Genomic DNA, 16,309 nt, shown 5'->3' on the forward strand with positions numbered 1-16,309 from the left:
CTTTTTTTTCGCCGCACCAAGATACAAAAAACTGCAGAGATTACGGAAGACCGATATGCTGGAAAAAACCTTCGATTTTTCAACAGCGGAACAGAGAATTTACGACGCCTGGGAAGAGAGCGGCGCCTTCAAGGGCGGGCGGCCAGAGCGGAAAAATGCCAAGCCCTATACCATTGTGCTGCCGCCGCCGAACGTGACCGGCAGTCTGCATATCGGTCATGCCCTGAACCATACGCTTCAGGACATTCTGATCCGGTTTGAACGTATGCGCGGCAAGGATGCCCTGTGGCAGCCGGGTATGGACCATGCCGGTATCGCCACACAGATGGTTGTCGAGCGCCAGCTGGATGCGGAAGGCATCTCCCGTCATGATCTCGGGCGTGAGAAATTTGTCGAGCGTGTCTGGAAATGGAAGGAAGAGTCAGGCGGCATTATCTTTAACCAGATGCGTCGTCTCGGTCAGTCCTGCGACTGGAGCCGCCAGCGTTTCACCATGGATGAAGGCTTCCATGACGCGGTCCTCAAGGTTTTTGTCGAACTTTATAAAGCGGGCCTGATTTACAAGGACAAGCGCCTTGTGAACTGGGATCCGAAACTTCGCACGGCCATTTCCGATCTGGAAGTGGAGCAGAAGGAAGTCAACGGTCACTACTGGCACTTCAAATATCCCGTCGACGGGGAAGAGGGGCGCTACCTGACGGTTGCCACCACCCGTCCGGAAACCATGCTGGGTGACGTGGCGGTTGCCGTTCATCCGGAAGACGAACGCTATCAGGATCTGATCGGCAAGACACTGACCCTGCCGCTGGTCGGCCGCAAGCTGATTGTTGTCGCCGACGAGCATGCGGATCCGGAAAAGGGTTCCGGCGCGGTGAAGATCACCCCGGCCCATGACTTTGACGATAATGCGGTCGGCAAGCGCCATGATCTGGAAGAAATCAACATCTTTGACGATGTCGCCCGGATCAACGACAATGCGCCGGAAAAATACCGCGGCCTGGACCGTTTCGAAGCCCGCAAGATGATTGTTGCAGACATGGATGCGCTTGGCCTGCTGGATAAGGTTGAGGATACCGTCCATATGGTGCCTTACGGTGATCGCAGCGGTGTTGTCATCGAACCCTGGCTTACCGACCAGTGGTATGTGAATGCGGCTGAAATGGCCAAGGAGCCCATTGCTGCGGTTGAGGACGGCCGCACCAAATTTGTGCCCAAAAACTGGGAAAAAACCTATTTCGAGTGGATGCGCAATATCGAGCCCTGGTGTATTTCCCGTCAGCTTTGGTGGGGACATCAGATCCCGGCATGGTACGGTCCCGACGATGAAATCTTTGTCGCCCATGACGAGGAAGAGGCCCAGGCCGCCGCTGAGGCGCATTACGGTAAGAAGGTTGAGCTGAAACGGGATTCGGATGTTCTGGATACCTGGTTTTCCTCTGCACTCTGGCCGTTCGGCACGCTTGGCTGGCCGGACGAGGAAGATCCGTTCCTGAAACGTCATTATACGACCGACGTTCTGATCACGGCTTTTGATATTATTTTCTTCTGGGTGGCCCGGATGATGATGGACGGCCTGCATTTCATGAAGGACGAGAACGGCAAACCGAAAGTCCCGTTCAATACGGTTTATGTACATGCCCTGGTTCGGGACGAGCATGGTGCGAAAATGTCCAAATCCAAGGGCAACATCATCGATCCGCTTGAAATTGTGGACCAGTATGGCGCCGATGCCCTGCGCTTTACCCTGGCGGCCATGGAAGCCCAGGGCCGGGATATCAAGCTGTCCGACAAACGCGTCGAGGGCTATCGTAATTTCGGCACCAAGCTGTGGAATGCGGCCCGTTTCTGTGAAATGAATGAGTGTTTCGGCAAAGGTGATTTTGATCCGGCCTCTGCAAAACAGACCGTCAATAAATGGATTGTCGGTGAAGCTGTCAAGGCGGCGGACCAGGTCACAAAATCTCTGGAAGCCTTCCGCTATAACGATGCGACAGCGGCGATCTATCATTTCACCTGGGGTACCTTCTGCGACTGGTACATCGAACTGGTTAAGCCGATCTTCCAGGGTGACGATCAGGAGGCAGCCGACGAATGCCGTCGCTGTGCTGCCTGGATCATCGATCAGATCCTGAAGCTGCTGCATCCCTTCAAGCCCTTCATCACTGAAGAGCTGTGGCAGGCCCTGAGCGACAAGCGGGAAACATCGCTGATCCTGGCTGAGTGGCCGGAACTGGATGCGGGCCTGATTGACGAGGCCGCAAGTCAGGAAATGAATTGGGCGATCCGGTTGATCTCCGATATTCGGACGGCGCGGGCGGAGATGAATGTCCCGGCCGGTGCGAAGATCGACATGCTGATCAGCGGCGCCAATGAAGCTTCCCTGAAGGCGCTTGCGGCGCATGGGGATGTCATCGCCCGTCTTGCCCGTCTGGCGAATATTTCCGAACATGACGGTGCTGCTCCCAAGGGCGCCGTACAGGTTGTGGTCGGGGAAGCCACCATCTTCCTGCCGCTGGCCGCTGTCATCGACATTGCTGCGGAGAAGGCGCGCCTGCAAAAGAACCTGGACAAGCTCACCAAGGAACTTGGCGGTATTCGCGGACGTCTCAACAATCAGGGTTTCCTGGCCAAGGCGCCGGAGCATGTGGTTGCCGAGGCCAAGCAGCAGCTTGCCGATGGTGAAGTCCAGGCGGAGAAAATGCAGGCGGCACTGGATCGTCTCGCTTCCATGGACTAATATTGTCGTCTCTTGGACGAGGTGACAATGCGGCTACTCCTGATCTTTTTTCTATGTTTATTGTGCGGCAGTCTTCCGGCTGCCGCCGACAGTCCTGTGATCATCAAGGGCAAATACAAACTCTATTACGCCGGGTTTGTGTTAATGGATATAGATACCCAGCTTCGCATTGGAGACGGCTCCTACGGGGTGAAAAGCTATTACCATACCAAAGGTATCGCCAAACTGTTCAGCAGTGCCGAGAACACGTCCCTGACCATCGGACGCATCGACGGCGAGGGGCGACTCACGCCCCGGCTCTATGAAAGCCGGGGACACTGGGATGAGGAGATTTATCTCAACCGCATGACCTATGACGGGGAAAGCGGCCTTGTCGCCCACCACCACCAGGAAATGAGCGGTGACGATGACTTTGAATATTTCCCTGTGCCGGATGAGCAGAAGACAAGCCCCGATCCTCTGAGCTATCTGGCCGGGCTTATGGTCAACAGCGAGAGCATGCTGAAGCCGGAAGAAGCAGATGAAGATTGGCGGCAGCAAGCCGTTTTCGGCGGTATTTTTCTGATGAATTACCTGCATCATTGTCCCGGGACCGAAGAAAGAAAGAAATCTTCCCGGTCAGTCTTTGCTGGTGAGGCGGTTTATTGTGAATTCCGCACCAGGCTTCTGGCCGGAGACTCGTTGCCGGTGGATGAGAAAAAACGCAAAACATTTCTCGAAAAAAGGGAAAAGCGCCGGGCGGAAAAAAAGAAAAACCCTGATCCCCTGAAGCTGTGGTTCGGCCGGATTGAGGGGATTCCGCTGATGGTCCCGGTCTATTCCGAATTCAGGATGTCCATCGGCAAGGCCCGGCTCTATCTGCACGAGATCAGTGTGGGAGAGCAGGGGCCGGTTGCATCTGAATAAAGTTATTCCCGAGCGGCCAACTGAGTTTGAGCGCTGTCCAGGCTCTTGCCAAGTTTGTCGATCAGTTCGTCGATTTCCGCCTCGGTGATGATCAGTGGCGGGCAGATGGCAATGACATCGCCCAGGTTGCGCAGGATCAGCCCGTTGTTCAGGCAGGCCGCAATGACCTTTGCCCCTGCGGCGCCAACGGGATCAAAAAACCTCTTTGTTTCCTTGTCCTTGACCAAATGCAGGGCCCAGATCAGGCCGGTGCCGCGCACATCACCGACCAGGGGGTGATCGGAAAAATGCTGCAGTTTTTGCTGCAGGTATGCTGCAGTCTTTGCGGCGTGTGCAAAGACGTTGTCGCGTTCATAAATCTCCAGAACTTTCAGTCCGACGGCCGAACTCACCGGATGGCCGCTATAGGTAAAGCCGTGGCCGAAGGCGCCGTTTTTGTTGCTGGCCTCAATCATGGCCTGGTACATATGTTCCGGAATTGCCACGGCACTGAGCGGCATATAGGCGCTGGTCAGCGCCTTGGCCATGCTCATGGTGTCGGGGCGGAAGCTAAAGGTTTCACAGCCAAAGGCCTTGCCGGTGCGCCCGAAGCCGCAGATCACCTCGTCATCGATCAGGAAGATGTCATATTTGTCCAGAATGGCGCGCAGTTTCGGGAAATACCCTTCCGGCGGCATGATCACCCCACCGGCGCCCATGACCGGTTCGGCAATCATGGCGGCGATGGTGTCGGGGCCTTCCCTCTGGATCATTTCTTCCAGACTGCCGAGCAGTCGGTCGGTAAACTCCACCTCGCTTTCACCGTCCCTGCCGTCCCGGTAATAGAAGGGGCAGTCCGTATGCAGGAAGCCGGTCAGGGGCAGGTCGAAAAGGGCATGGTTGACGGGAATGCCGGTCAGGCTGCCGCTGGCGAGCGTCACCCCGTGATAGGCAAGCTGGCGGCTGATAATCTTCTTTTTTTCCGGTTTGCCGATGGCATTGAAATAATAACGCATCAGCTTGACCTGACTGTCATTGGCATCGGAGCCTGAGGAGCCGAAAAAGATGCGGCTGTCTTCCATGGGAATCATGTCCCGAAGTTTTTCCGCAAGCTGGATTCCCGCTTCGTGGCTGCGCCCGGAAAACATATGCGCGAATCCCATATTGCGGATCGCTTCCGCCGCCACGTCGGCAATCTCTTCACTGCCGTAACCGAGGGAGGCGCACCATAGCCCGGCCATGCCCTCCAGATATTTCTTTCCCTTGTCGTCCCACTGATAGATGCCCTTGCCCCGAGCCATGATCATGGGGCCGTTTTCCTCCATCAGCTTGAAATTGCTGGTCGGCGGGACGATGGGATAGTGGTCGTTTCTGGGATACTGGGACATGAATAAGGCCTCCGGTTATATTTGCCGGATCATATCACAGAGAAAGGGAGACTTGGCAAGCGAAAGACAACAGGATAAGCATAAGGAAACTATTCAGGGACCCTAAATGGACTGGCGCGACGAAGGCATTATCCTCTCCCTCAGGAAGCATGGCGAATTTGACGCCATCATAGAGGTATTGACCCGCGGGCATGGCCGTCACGGCGGGCTTGTCAAGGGCGGCATGGGCCGCCGTCAGCGGGGTAATCTTCAGCCCGGCAACGAAGTGGACCTGCACTGGCGCGGCCGGCTGGAAAGCCACCTCGGTACCTATCAGGTGGAACTGATCCGTTCCCGTTCCGCCGCTTTCCTGCATCTGCCGCAGAAACTGGCCGTTCTCAACGCTGTGACGGCCGTGCTTTGCGCCTGTCTGCCGGAGCGGGAAGATCATGCGCCTTTGCTGGATGGCCTGATCGCCCTGTTGGATGTACTGGAAGAATCAAGCGCCGATGTTACTGAATGGGGGCCGTTGCTGGTGCGCTGGGAACTGGGACTTCTGGGCGAACTGGGATTCGGCCTTAACCTCAGTCATTGTGCGGCCACCGGCGTGACAGAGGACCTGATCTATGTGTCCCCCAGGTCGGGCAGAGCGGTCTCCGGGGTCGCCGGCCGGCCATACAGTGACAAAATGCTGCCGCTGCCGCAGTTTCTTCTCGGTAACGGCGGGGAAGTGACGGCGGACGATGTGCGCGACGGCCTGCATCTGACCGAGTTCTTTCTCGAACGTCATACGCTCACCCCGCACAGCCGCAAAATCCCCCAGGCCCGGCTCATGCTGATGGATCATATCCTGTAAATTTCCGGAAAAATAATCCTCGCCTGCAACATCTTGTGGCACCGGAAAAAATAATTGATATAGTCGTCTCATGAGTATATTGCCCGAAGATACAATTCTTGACGCGCCGCTCGGTGATACCCTGGGTGACCGTTATTTATCCTATGCCCTGTCAACCATTATGGCCCGGTCTTTGCCGGACGTGCGGGACGGTCTGAAGCCGGTTCACCGCCGCCTTCTGTATGCCATGCGGCTGTTGAAACTGAACCCGGAAACCGGCTTTAAGAAATGCGCCCGCGTGGTTGGCGACGTGATCGGTAAATACCATCCCCACGGCGACCAGTCGGTTTATGACGCCATGGTGCGTCTGGCCCAGGAATTCGCCGTGCGCTATCCCATGGTCGACGGACAGGGTAACTTCGGTAATATCGACGGCGATAATGCGGCTGCCATGCGATATACGGAAGCGCGCCTGACCGAAGTGGCCGTGGCCCTGATGGAGGGACTGGACGAAGACACGGTTGATTTTCGCGAAACCTATGACGGGGAAGAGAATGAACCGGTGGTTATGCCGGCCAATTTTCCCAATCTACTTGCCAATGGCGCGGCAGGTATTGCCGTGGGTATGGCGACCAGCATCCCGCCTCATAATGTCTCTGAAGTCTGTGATGCGCTGCTGCATCTGATCAAGTTTCCCAATGCTTCCATCCGTAAACTGGTGGACTATATCCCGGGGCCCGATTTCCCGACCGGCGGTGTGATTGTGGAGCCGGTGGAAAATATCATCCAGGCCTATGAAACGGGACGCGGCGGTTTTCGTCTCCGGGCAAAATGGGACGTGGAAGAAGGCAGCCGCGGCGCCTATCAGATCGTGGTCACGGAAATTCCCTATCAGGTGCAGAAATCCAAACTGATTGAAAAGATCGCTGACCTGATTTACGAAAAGAAACTGCCGATCCTGGCCGATGTGCGGGATGAAAGCTCCGATGACATCCGCATTGTGCTGGAACCGAAAAGCCGTACGGTGGAAGCGGAAGTCCTGATGGAAAGCCTGTTCCGGCTGACCGAGCTGGAGACCCGGTTCCCGCTGAATATGAATGTGCTCGACAAGGGCACATCACCCCGGGTGATGAACCTGCGTGAAGTATTGCAGTGCTTCCTGGATCATCGCCTCGAGGTTTTGTTGCGTGGCTCCCGCCACAGACTCGGCAAGATCGAGCACCGGCTGGAAATCCTTGGCGGCTATCTTGTCGCCTATCTGAACCTTGATGAAGTGATCCGCATCATCCGCGAGGAAGACGAGCCCAAGAAGGAACTGATGAAAACCTTCGAGCTCACGGATGTACAGGCGGAAGCCATCCTCAATATGCGGCTGCGCAGCCTGCGCAAGCTTGAGGAAATGGAAATCCGCCGCGAATATGCGGAGCTGGAAGCGGAAAAGAACGAGCTGGAAGAACTTCTCGCCAGCGAGGAAAAACAGTGGAATGTGATTTCCGACGGCGTGAAGGGCATCAAAGCCCGTTTCGGTAACAAGACCGAGCTGGGACAGCGCCGCAGCGTCTTCGCGGATGCGCCGACGGCCGAGATCATTCCCATTGAGGCCATGATCGAGAAAGAACCCATCACCGTGATTTGTTCCGAAAAGGGCTGGATCCGGGCCATGAAGGGCCATGTGGCGGTGGACGATACGATCAAATACAAGGAAGGCGACAAAGCCAAATTCGGCTTCCACGCCTATACCACCGACAAAATCCTGCTGTTCGCCAGCAATGGCCGTTTCTATACCCTGGGCGGGGACAAGCTTCCCGGGGGGCGCGGTCACGGGGAACCGGTGCGGCTGATGATTGATCTCGGCAATGATCAGGAAATCGTCTCCCTGTTACCTTACAGGTCGGGAACCAAACTTATTCTTGCCACCCATGCCGGGCGCGGTTTTATGACCGAGGCAGACAATGTGGTGGCCAGCACCAAAAACGGCAAGCAGATACTTAACGTTGAGGACGGCAAGAACAAGCCCTATAGCGTTGTTCAACTGGAAGAGGGCCAGGATACGGTGGCTGTCATCGGCCGCAACCGCAAACTGCTGATTTTCCCGCTATCCGACATGGCGGAAATGAACCGGGGCCGGGGGGCGATTATCCAGAAATACAAGGATGCAACCCTTAGCGATATCATCTGTTTCCGGCTTGAGGACGGCCTGAGCTGGGCCATGAAGGGCGGTAAAACCCGGACCGAAACGGACCTCACCCCCTGGATCGGCAAGCGCGGGCAGGTCGGGCGGATGCCGCCACACGGTTTCCCGCAGAACAACCGCTTCAAATAAGACGGGCTGGGGTGGCGTCATGATCAGGATTATTCCACCCCGTCCGCTTAAAAAAGGCGATCTGGTGCATCTCTATCCGCCGGGTCCGCACCTCAGGCCGGCCTATCAGCAGTTTATCGAGGAAAACAGGGACTATCACCAGCCGTGGATTTATCATGCCAATGATCCGCGCTCCTATGACGATTATCTCAAGCGAATTGCACAGGGGCGCGTGCTGGGGTTCTTTATTGTCCGTAACGAAGACGAGAAGCTGGTCGGGGTCGTCAATCTCAATAACATTCTTATGGGCGGGGTGAGAAGCGCCTCTCTTGGATATTACGGCTCCCGGGAAGGGGCCGGAAAGGGATATATGTCAGAGGGGCTGAGGCTGGTGCTGGATTTCGCGGTCGAAAAAGTCGGCCTGCACCGCATCGAGGCCAATGTCCAGCCCGGCAATGAGGCGTCCCTGCGGCTGGTGCGCAAGCTGGGGTTTCGGAAAGAAGGCTTTTCACCGGAATATCTGCAGATTGGCGGTGAATGGCGCGATCATGAGCGCTGGGCGATCCTGGATCATGAAATCCGGGCTCTTTAACTTGCCCAGCCTTCTATTTCGTTGATATATGCCGTCGGCAAGCCAGCTTTCTTCGCTACAACGGCGAGTGAATGTGCATAAGATATATTTCGACCCGATAACAATTCCTTTGGTAAGTTGTAAACGATTGCTTCCATTGCGTTATTGTTCGTATCGAATGCGTGTACCTTTTCCGGCACGTAATCGGCAACACTGGTTTCATTGTAAAGGGATGTCACATCCTCATCAGACAATGTCATAACCAGGCCATAGGCACGCTCATTTTTAGATTTCACCAGCGTTGCCCTCTCACCGATTCTTAAGCCGAAACCATCAACATAGGCCATAACGGGTTCTGAGGGAGAAAAACCTTTTTCCCGCAATAATGAAATGTCCATAAATAGACCGTAGAAAAATATAGCCTTCATTTCATGATCATCTGCAATTGTTGGCATATTTCTGTCCGATACTAGCCGAAAATGATCCCGGGCAACCAGGTGGTGAGCTCCGGCCAGTTCCAGAGGATTACCAGTGCCAGGATCTGGATCATCACATAGGGGATCACGCCCCTGTAGATATCGGTTGTCTTCACTTCCGGCGGGGTAACGCCGCGCAGGTAAAAGAGCGCAAAACCGAACGGCGGGGTCAGGAAACTGGTCTGCAGGTTCATGGCCATCATGATGCCAAGCCAGATGGGGTTGATATCCATCATCAGCAGCACCGGCGCGACGATGGGGACCACCACAAAGGTGATCTCGATAAAATCGAGAAAGAAACCCAGCACAAACATCACCAGCATGACCAGGATCAACGCCCCGAGCTTGCCTCCCGGCAGATCGGTGAGGAAGTCGTGAATATAGTCATCCCCGTAAAAGCCTTTGAAGACAAGGGAGAAGAGAGCGGCGCCGATCAGGATCACAAAGACCATGGAACTGATACGGGTGGTGGACTGCATCACTTCCTGCAGGATCTTTTGGCCGTGGGCCCTCATCAGGCTGACCATGATGCCCCAGACCACAAACCCGCACAGGAGCCCCGACAGCATGACGGCGATCCTGTCCGCGGCAGAGGTCTCTACCCGTCCCATACGCAGGTCGAAGAGCTGGGCGATCACCAGCAGGGCCGCAAGGGCCAGGGTGGCGGCATAAATGGGGCGGGCGTTTTGAATGTCGGCCCGGTATCCCGCCATCAGTATGGCGCCCACGGCACCCACTGCGGCGGCCTCGGTCGGAGTGGCGATGCCCGCCAGGATGGACCCCAGCACGGCGACGATCAGCAGGATCGGCGGCAGGAAAGCGGCCATCAGCCTGCCAAAGGAAAGCCTGTTATGGCTGTCTGAAATATCTTCGACAGGCGGTGCGGCATTCGGATGAAGAATGGACAGGATGAACTGATAGACGATATAGAGCAGCACCAGCCCCAGTCCCGGGATCAGGGCTCCGGCGAACAGGTCGCCGACGGACAGGGGCTCCGGTGACCAGTTGCCCATTTCCAGCTGGGCCGCCTGCCAGGCGGAAGACAGCTGATCGCCCAGAAGCACCAGCACAATGCTGGGCGGGATGATCTGGCCCAGGGTCCCGGCTGCGGCAATGGAGCCGCTGGCGAGAGACGGACTGTATCCTTTTTTCAGCATGGTCGGCAGGCTCAGCAGGCCCATGGTCACAACCGTGGCGCCGACAATGCCGGTGCTGGCGGCCAGCAGGGCCCCGACGATGGTCACGGAAATGCCAAGGCCGCCGCGCACCCGTCCCATAATCTGACCCATGCTTTCAAGAAGTTCCTCGGCGATCTTGCTGCGTTCCAGCATGACGCCCATAAAAACAAACAGCGGCACCGCCAGCAGGGTATCGTTGCTCATGGTGCCGAAAATACGTTCCGGGATCAGGCCGATAAAGTCCGGATCAAACTCCCCGGTGACGATACCGATGGCGGCAAACAGAAGTGCCGTGCCGCCCAGGGTAAAGGCTACCGGAAAGCCGGCCAGCAGAAAACCGCAGGCGGTGACGAACATCAGCAGGCAGAGAAGGGCGGAAGCTTCCATCACATACCCTCCTGCTTTTCTTCCATCAGATGTTCTTGGCCCAGAATGATACGCAGGCTGTGCAGAATAAGGCTGAGCCCCTGGAGCAGGATGAAGACCACAAAAACAAGTATCAGGCTTTTAAGAAGATAGACGGCCTGGATGCCACTGGCCTCGATGCTGCCTTCCATGGCGGCCCAGCTATCCAGGACAAAAGGCCAGCTGTACCAGCCGATCACGAGGGAGACCGGAAACAGGAAGAGGAGGGACCCAACAAGGTTCACCCAGGCTTTTTTCTTTTCGGAAAAGCTGCCGTAAAAGACATCCACCCGCACATGGCCGTTGTGTTTCAGCGTATATCCGGCGGCGCCCAGGAAAATCAGGCTGTGAAGATAAAGAAGGCTTTCCTGCAGAAAGATACTGCCGTCCCGGAAGATGTAATGGCTGATCACAATGCCGAACTGCAGCAGCACCAGCAGCAGAGTGGCCCAGGAAATAAAGCGCCCCAACTTCTCGTTAATCTGGTCAATAAGCCCGGTAATTTTCAACATTATTTTGGAACACTGCAGTGGGATTAAATTTTAGTGCCGTAATTTTCCGGCAGACGCCGGGCGGCGGAATAGGGCTCGTCGGCGATTTCGGCCCAGTCCATGCAGTTTTTCCGGGTTTCCATATAGCTGTTGTAAATCCGCCGGGACAGCTCGTCCGTTTCTCCGACTTCCTGGACCACATCGCTCGCTACTTCGGCAAGTTTTTTCATGATTTCCGGGGAGAATGTTCTGAGTTTGACGCCGTGCTCATCCACAAGAGTTCTGAGCGCCACAATGTTCTGGGCGTTAAATTCGGCCACTGATTTCTGGTGATTATCGCCGGCAACAGCCGTGATAATGGCCTGCTGGCTTTTGTTCAGGCTTTCCCAGACTTCCTTGTTGAAACCGGCGGCGACGGCGGCGGCGGGTTCATGAAAGACGGATGTATAGTAATAGGGGGCAATCTTGTAAAAGCCAAAGGCCAGGTCATTCCAGGGGCCAACCCATTCTGAGGCATCAATGTTGCCCTGGCTGAGAGCGAGGAAAATCTCGCCGCCGGATTTGGTCACCGGTGTCGCGCCAAGCCTTTTCAGGATTTCCCCGCCCATGCCCGGAATGCGCATGCGCAGGCCCTTGAAATCCTCGAGGCTGTTGATTTCCTTTTTGAACCAGCCGCCCATCTGCATGCTGGTATTGCCGCAGAGCAGGGGTTTGACATTGAACTGGCCGGATAATTCGTCCCACAGCTCCTGTCCGCCGCCATAGTTCAGCCATTGAACCACTTCCTGCGGGGTCAGGCCGAAGGGCACGGCACCGAAAAAGGAAAAGGCCTTGTGCTTGCCCTGCCAGTAATAATCCACACCGTGATAGACATCTGCCTTGCCGCCGGAGACCGCATCAAAGGCGCCGAGGGCCGGAACCAGTTCGCCGGCAGCATAGACCTTGATTCTGATGTCGCCATCTGTGGCCGCTTCCACGTCCCTGGCGAACTGTACGGCGCGGGTACCAATGCCCGGGAAATTCTTGGGCCAGGTTGTGACCATTTTCAGGTTTCGTCTGCCGGCGGCATAGGCCGGAGCGGCAAGGCCCGATGCGGCTACACCAAGTGACCCTATGGCTGAGGATTTGAGAAATTTGCGCCGTTGCATGAAGTTGCCCCTTTATTGGTTTTGCCATTTCATTGCAGTATAAATGCCCTGACTGCAAAGACAATAGTGCAGGTTGCCAGCGGCAGAAAACTGTTCATTTCAGCGTTTCAGGGTCCAGCCGCCGGGGCCGAGAAGTTCAAGGGGCTTGAAATTCTGTTTGTAGGCCATCTTGGGGCTGTTTTTCACCCAGTATCCCAGATAGATGTAGCCAAGGAAATGTTCCCGGGCCAGAGCAATGTGGCTCATGATGGCGAAGGTGCCGAGACTTCTTTTCAACATGCTCTCATCAGTATCGAAGAAGCTGTAGACCATACTCAGTCCGTCCTTGAGCTCGTCGGTAAGGGCGACACCGATCAGGCGTCCCTTTTCCCCGGAACCTTCGGCAGGCAGGCGATATTCCACCAAATGAGTGTGGACGGGGCTGCTTTCCACCATTTCACGGTATTCGTCGGGGGACATTTCAGCCATCCCGCCTTCCGGATGCCGTTCCTTCAGGTACAGGCGTAAAAGATCATATTGTTCGTCTGTTACCCGGTTCGGAATGACCGAAACCTTGACGTCATTGTTGTATTTCAGAATTCGTTTCTGGGTCCTGTTGGCCGTGAACTTCTGTACCGGAATGCGGACGGATATGCAGCGGTTGCATGTCTCGCAGGTTGGACGGTAAACAATATCCTGGCTGCGCCGGAAGCCCACCTGGGTCAGGGAATCATGCAGGCCGTCAGGGTTCTGACCGTTCAGTTCAGTGAAGACCTTCCGCTCCATCAGGTCCGGCAGGTACGGGCAAGGCGAAGCGGCAGTTACATAAAACCTTGGAAACTGTGATGACTGGTCGGTCATGTGGGGTCTTTCGGCATTTCTTGAATCAGTTCTGACAGTATAGCTCAAACCTGTAAATAATACCTAAAGTCAATACAAGTCATAGTACCAGGGGGCAAACAGCGTATATCCGATCCACAGGACGATGATCAGGGGAACGCCGACTTTCAGAAAATCACTGAATTTATAGTTCCCCGGCCCCATGACGAGCAGGTTCGTCTGGTACCCCATCGGGGTGGCAAAGGAACAGTTGGCTGCAAAAATGACCGCTGTCACAAAAACCATGGGTTCAACGTTAAGTTCGGTAGCAAGATTGACGGCAATAGGCGTAAACAGCACGGCAGTGGCGTTATTGCTGAGTACGTTGGTCAGGATCGCCACCATCAGGAAAAAGGCGGAAAGGATTACAGCAATGCTGGCTCCGGAAAGTATCTCGATCATATGGTGAGCCAGAAAGGAGGCTCCGCCGGTGGCCTGAAGAGAGGCCCCCATGGCCAGCGCGGCACCAATCAGCAGGAAGATGCGGCGGTCCACGGCACGGCTTGCCTGGCGAACGTTCAGGCAACCCGTCAGAATCATGAGGAATGCCCCAGCCGTGGCTGTAATGGGAATAGGGACCAGGCCGGTTGAAGCGACCGTAACAACTCCGGCAAAAATGGTCAGGGCCTTCCAGCTGTCTGCCTTGACCGGTACTTCGCTGGTGGACCACTCCATCAACAATACATCGCGGTTGGTCCTCAGGGATCTTACCTGGGTTGCGGTACCCACAACCATCAGCACGTCTCCGGCTTCAAGCCTGATATCGTCTATGGAAGTTCGGATCATACGGGAGCGCCGCTGAATGCCGATCACCTTGCAGCCGCCCTGCAGATGGAACCCGACCTGTTCCAGTGTGCGTCCGTCCAGACGTGAGGCCGGCGCCACAATGACTTCGGCAATATGCTGTCGTTTAGAGGCCTCGGGGGCGGTGTCGTCGACGGGTTCGTCGCCGCCGAGCGAGGTCATTGCTCCCTTCATCAAACTGGGGGTTTTGGCGATCTTTTCCGTCAGTGTGCGCCGGGTCGTGGCAAGGATGATGGAATCACCTTCTCTCAGGGTGATGTCGTCAAACGGCGGCAGGAAGACCGTGCTGTCCCGCTGAATCAACCGGGTTGTCATGCCGGCGAGATCGGGGAACATGCCGGCGATGGAACTCTTGCCGATCAGGCTGTTGCCTTCCACCAGGTCAATCTGGACGATGAACTGTTTTCCGCTCATCTGTTTGGCTGTGCCGTTTTCGGCCTGGGTTTTGGGAAGAAGCCTGGGAGCGATTGTCAGAACATAAACCAGGCCGATCCCCATCAGGAAAAGGCCAGGAACAAAAAAATCAAAGAAACCAATGTCCAGGCCAGTTTGAGCCTTGTAGGCTCCTGCAGCCAGAAGGTTGGTGCTGGAGCCGATCAGTGTGCTCATCCCGCCAAGAATGGCCACAAAGCTGAGGGGTATAAGAACCTGACTCGCCGGTTTTTCGATTTTGTCCATCAACATGATCAGGATGGGGATAAAAATCACCACCACCGGCGTATTGTTCAGGAAAGCGCTGATAATCATTACGACGAGAAGGCAGAACAGCACCACCCGGCGCGGATAATTGATGCCGTGTTTGATCAGAATTGTGGCCGGGCCTTCAAGCGCGCCGGTCTGGACCATGCCCTGGCCGATAACGAGGAGCCCCAGGATGGAAACAAGAGCTGGATCGGCAAATCCTGAAAGAAGCGTCCGCATATTCAGGAGAAGCGCCCCGCTACTGTCATGCAGGGGCAGGAAATGAAACGTCAAAAGCAGGACGGAAATAACCCCGAGAGACGTAATCTCAAGCGGAATATGGTCCATGGTATAGAATATAATGGCGCCGCCGATAATGGCGAAGGTCAGCCACATTTGCAGTGAAGGATCGATTAGTTCTGTCATGTATGGTACCGCTTGTCCCACCTGGAAAAAGCGCAAAAACCTTTGGCGCCAAAAAAATATGAATACGGTGACAGGTGCCGGCAGTGTGCTTTTCTCTACCTGGAAACTTCATTTTGCATCCTGTTATCCGTGCAATAACAACATCATAACAGGGCAGTTTCTAGCTGTCGCTGAAAAACTGCCGAATATTTCAGGGGTGGTTTCTCGCCTAGAGGAAGCCGCGGGGAAGAGTGGGGGCTTCACGAAGCAAAAGTATGGTGATCCTGCGGTTTTCCGAACGCAGCGGACGGTCGGGAAGCAGTGGTTCGGTGTCTGCTTTGCCCTGGACTTCGGCAAAGCGGTCGGAAGGGACACCCCGTCTCAGGAGAACGCGGCGGCTGGCATTCGCCCGGTCTGCGCTAAGCTCCCAGTTGGTGTAATTGGAGCCTTTTGAAAAACCGGCTGAATCCGTGTGGCCGGAAATGGAAATCCGGTTGGGCATTTTCTCTATAACACCGGCAACCTTGGCAATCATTTTTTCCGCATAGCCGTAAAGAATAGGAGTGCCGGGTTTGAACATGGCCCGATTGTCCTTGTCGACAATCTGGATGCGCATACCGTCCTCGGTGATGTCGATCAGCAGCTGGTCCTGAAGTTCGGCAAGCTCCGGACTTTCCTGCATGCTCTGGCGCAGATCTTCGGACATTTGCTCGAAGAATTCCTGTTCGCGTTCGGCCATAATTTCCTCGAGGGTTTTTTCCTCCTCGTTCCGGGCCACGCTTTCGCCGCCTTCACCATCCTGCTTCTTGTTCAGGGTCTGGGACTGGTCGGGAATTGAAACGGTCACTGCGCTTGACTGGGCACCATCCGTATTAAGGGACACACCACCCAGGATGTCTCCCGAACCGGAAGAGCTGCTTGTACTGGCCGAAGTGGGCGAGAAATAATCGGCAAGGCCAGATCGCTGTTCCTCGGTTGTCGCATTCATCAGCCACAACAGAAGAAAGAAGGCCATCATGGCTGTCACAAAATCGGCATAGGCCACCTTCCAGGCGCCACCATGGGCCCCGCCGGAAACCTTTTTAATTCGCTTGATTATTATCGGGCGTTCTTCGTCCGCCATTCTTTCACCACTGCCAGACTTGTTGCATTAACTTCCGCCAATA

At 55.5% G+C, this 16,309-nt stretch carries 13 protein-coding genes; 5 read left to right on the top strand and 8 right to left on the bottom strand.

Annotated features, from left to right (window positions below):
- Positions 1 to 55: 55 nt before the first annotated feature.
- Together ACN0YD_RS05395 and ACN0YD_RS05400 are read left to right on the top strand one after the other, a co-directional pair.
- Positions 56 to 2,737: a valine--tRNA ligase gene (locus ACN0YD_RS05395; RefSeq protein WP_417317621.1), complete on the top strand. Its 2,682-nt coding sequence runs from the start codon at positions 56 to 58 to the stop codon at positions 2,735 to 2,737.
- A gap of 144 nt (positions 2,738 to 2,881) precedes the next feature.
- Positions 2,882 to 3,643: a hypothetical protein gene (locus tag ACN0YD_RS05400; RefSeq protein ID WP_417317622.1), complete on the top strand. Its 762-nt coding sequence runs from the start codon at positions 2,882 to 2,884 to the stop codon at positions 3,641 to 3,643.
- Positions 3,644 to 3,645: 2 nt separating this feature from the next.
- On the opposite strand, the gene ACN0YD_RS05405 is transcribed toward ACN0YD_RS05400, so the two are convergent.
- Positions 3,646 to 5,010, bottom strand: coding sequence for an aminotransferase (locus ACN0YD_RS05405; RefSeq protein ID WP_417317623.1), 1,365 nt, complete (start codon positions 5,008 to 5,010; stop codon positions 3,646 to 3,648).
- A 106-nt stretch (positions 5,011 to 5,116) separates the two neighbouring features.
- On the opposite strand from ACN0YD_RS05405, the gene recO reads away from it, so the two are divergent.
- From recO to ACN0YD_RS05420, 3 genes are all read left to right on the top strand, one after another.
- Positions 5,117 to 5,845, top strand: a complete 729-nt coding sequence (gene recO / locus ACN0YD_RS05410; RefSeq protein WP_417317624.1) for a DNA repair protein RecO — start codon at positions 5,117 to 5,119, stop codon at positions 5,843 to 5,845.
- 70 nt (positions 5,846 to 5,915) lie between these two features.
- Positions 5,916 to 8,147 (top strand): DNA topoisomerase IV subunit A, encoded by a 2,232-nt coding sequence (gene parC, locus ACN0YD_RS05415; RefSeq protein WP_417317625.1) that lies wholly within the window; start codon positions 5,916 to 5,918, stop codon positions 8,145 to 8,147.
- A 19-nt stretch (positions 8,148 to 8,166) separates the two neighbouring features.
- Positions 8,167 to 8,718: a GNAT family N-acetyltransferase gene (locus ACN0YD_RS05420; RefSeq protein WP_417317626.1), complete on the top strand. Its 552-nt coding sequence runs from the start codon at positions 8,167 to 8,169 to the stop codon at positions 8,716 to 8,718.
- Here ACN0YD_RS05420 and ACN0YD_RS05425 read toward each other — a convergent pair.
- The 7 genes from ACN0YD_RS05425 to motB all read right to left on the bottom strand — a co-directional run bounded on the left by ACN0YD_RS05425 (position 8,715) and on the right by motB (position 16,266).
- The gene (locus ACN0YD_RS05425; RefSeq protein ID WP_417317627.1) at positions 8,715 to 9,152 is read right to left on the bottom strand and encodes a hypothetical protein; all 438 of its coding nucleotides are present in this window, start codon (positions 9,150 to 9,152) and stop codon (positions 8,715 to 8,717) included. The two genes, ACN0YD_RS05420 and ACN0YD_RS05425, sit on opposite strands and share 4 nt — an antisense overlap.
- Before the next feature lie 14 nt (positions 9,153 to 9,166).
- A complete protein-coding gene (locus tag ACN0YD_RS05430) occupies positions 9,167 to 10,738 on the bottom strand; it encodes a TRAP transporter large permease (protein ID WP_417317628.1) in 1,572 nt (523 codons plus the stop codon).
- Complete coding sequence (locus ACN0YD_RS05435) at positions 10,738 to 11,268, bottom strand: TRAP transporter small permease subunit (RefSeq protein ID WP_417317629.1); 531 nt, start codon at positions 11,266 to 11,268, stop codon at positions 10,738 to 10,740. The genes ACN0YD_RS05430 and ACN0YD_RS05435 overlap by 1 nt, the downstream gene beginning before the upstream one ends.
- 23 nt (positions 11,269 to 11,291) lie before the next feature.
- Positions 11,292 to 12,395, bottom strand: a complete 1,104-nt coding sequence (locus tag ACN0YD_RS05440) for a TRAP transporter substrate-binding protein (RefSeq protein ID WP_417317630.1) — start codon at positions 12,393 to 12,395, stop codon at positions 11,292 to 11,294.
- 99 nt (positions 12,396 to 12,494) lie between these two features.
- The gene (locus ACN0YD_RS05445) at positions 12,495 to 13,235 is read right to left on the bottom strand and encodes an arginyltransferase (RefSeq protein WP_417317631.1); all 741 of its coding nucleotides are present in this window, start codon (positions 13,233 to 13,235) and stop codon (positions 12,495 to 12,497) included.
- Positions 13,236 to 13,304: 69 nt separating this feature from the next.
- The gene (locus tag ACN0YD_RS05450; RefSeq protein ID WP_417317632.1) at positions 13,305 to 15,164 is read right to left on the bottom strand and encodes an SLC13 family permease; all 1,860 of its coding nucleotides are present in this window, start codon (positions 15,162 to 15,164) and stop codon (positions 13,305 to 13,307) included.
- A gap of 208 nt (positions 15,165 to 15,372) precedes the next feature.
- A complete protein-coding gene (gene motB / locus ACN0YD_RS05455; protein ID WP_417317633.1) occupies positions 15,373 to 16,266 on the bottom strand; it encodes a flagellar motor protein MotB in 894 nt (297 codons plus the stop codon).
- Between the last annotated feature and the right edge of the window lie 43 nt (positions 16,267 to 16,309).

The sequence above is a fragment of the Emcibacter sp. genome (assembly GCF_048269205.1).
In the GTDB taxonomy this organism is placed as follows: Bacteria; Pseudomonadota; Alphaproteobacteria; order Sphingomonadales; family Emcibacteraceae; genus Emcibacter.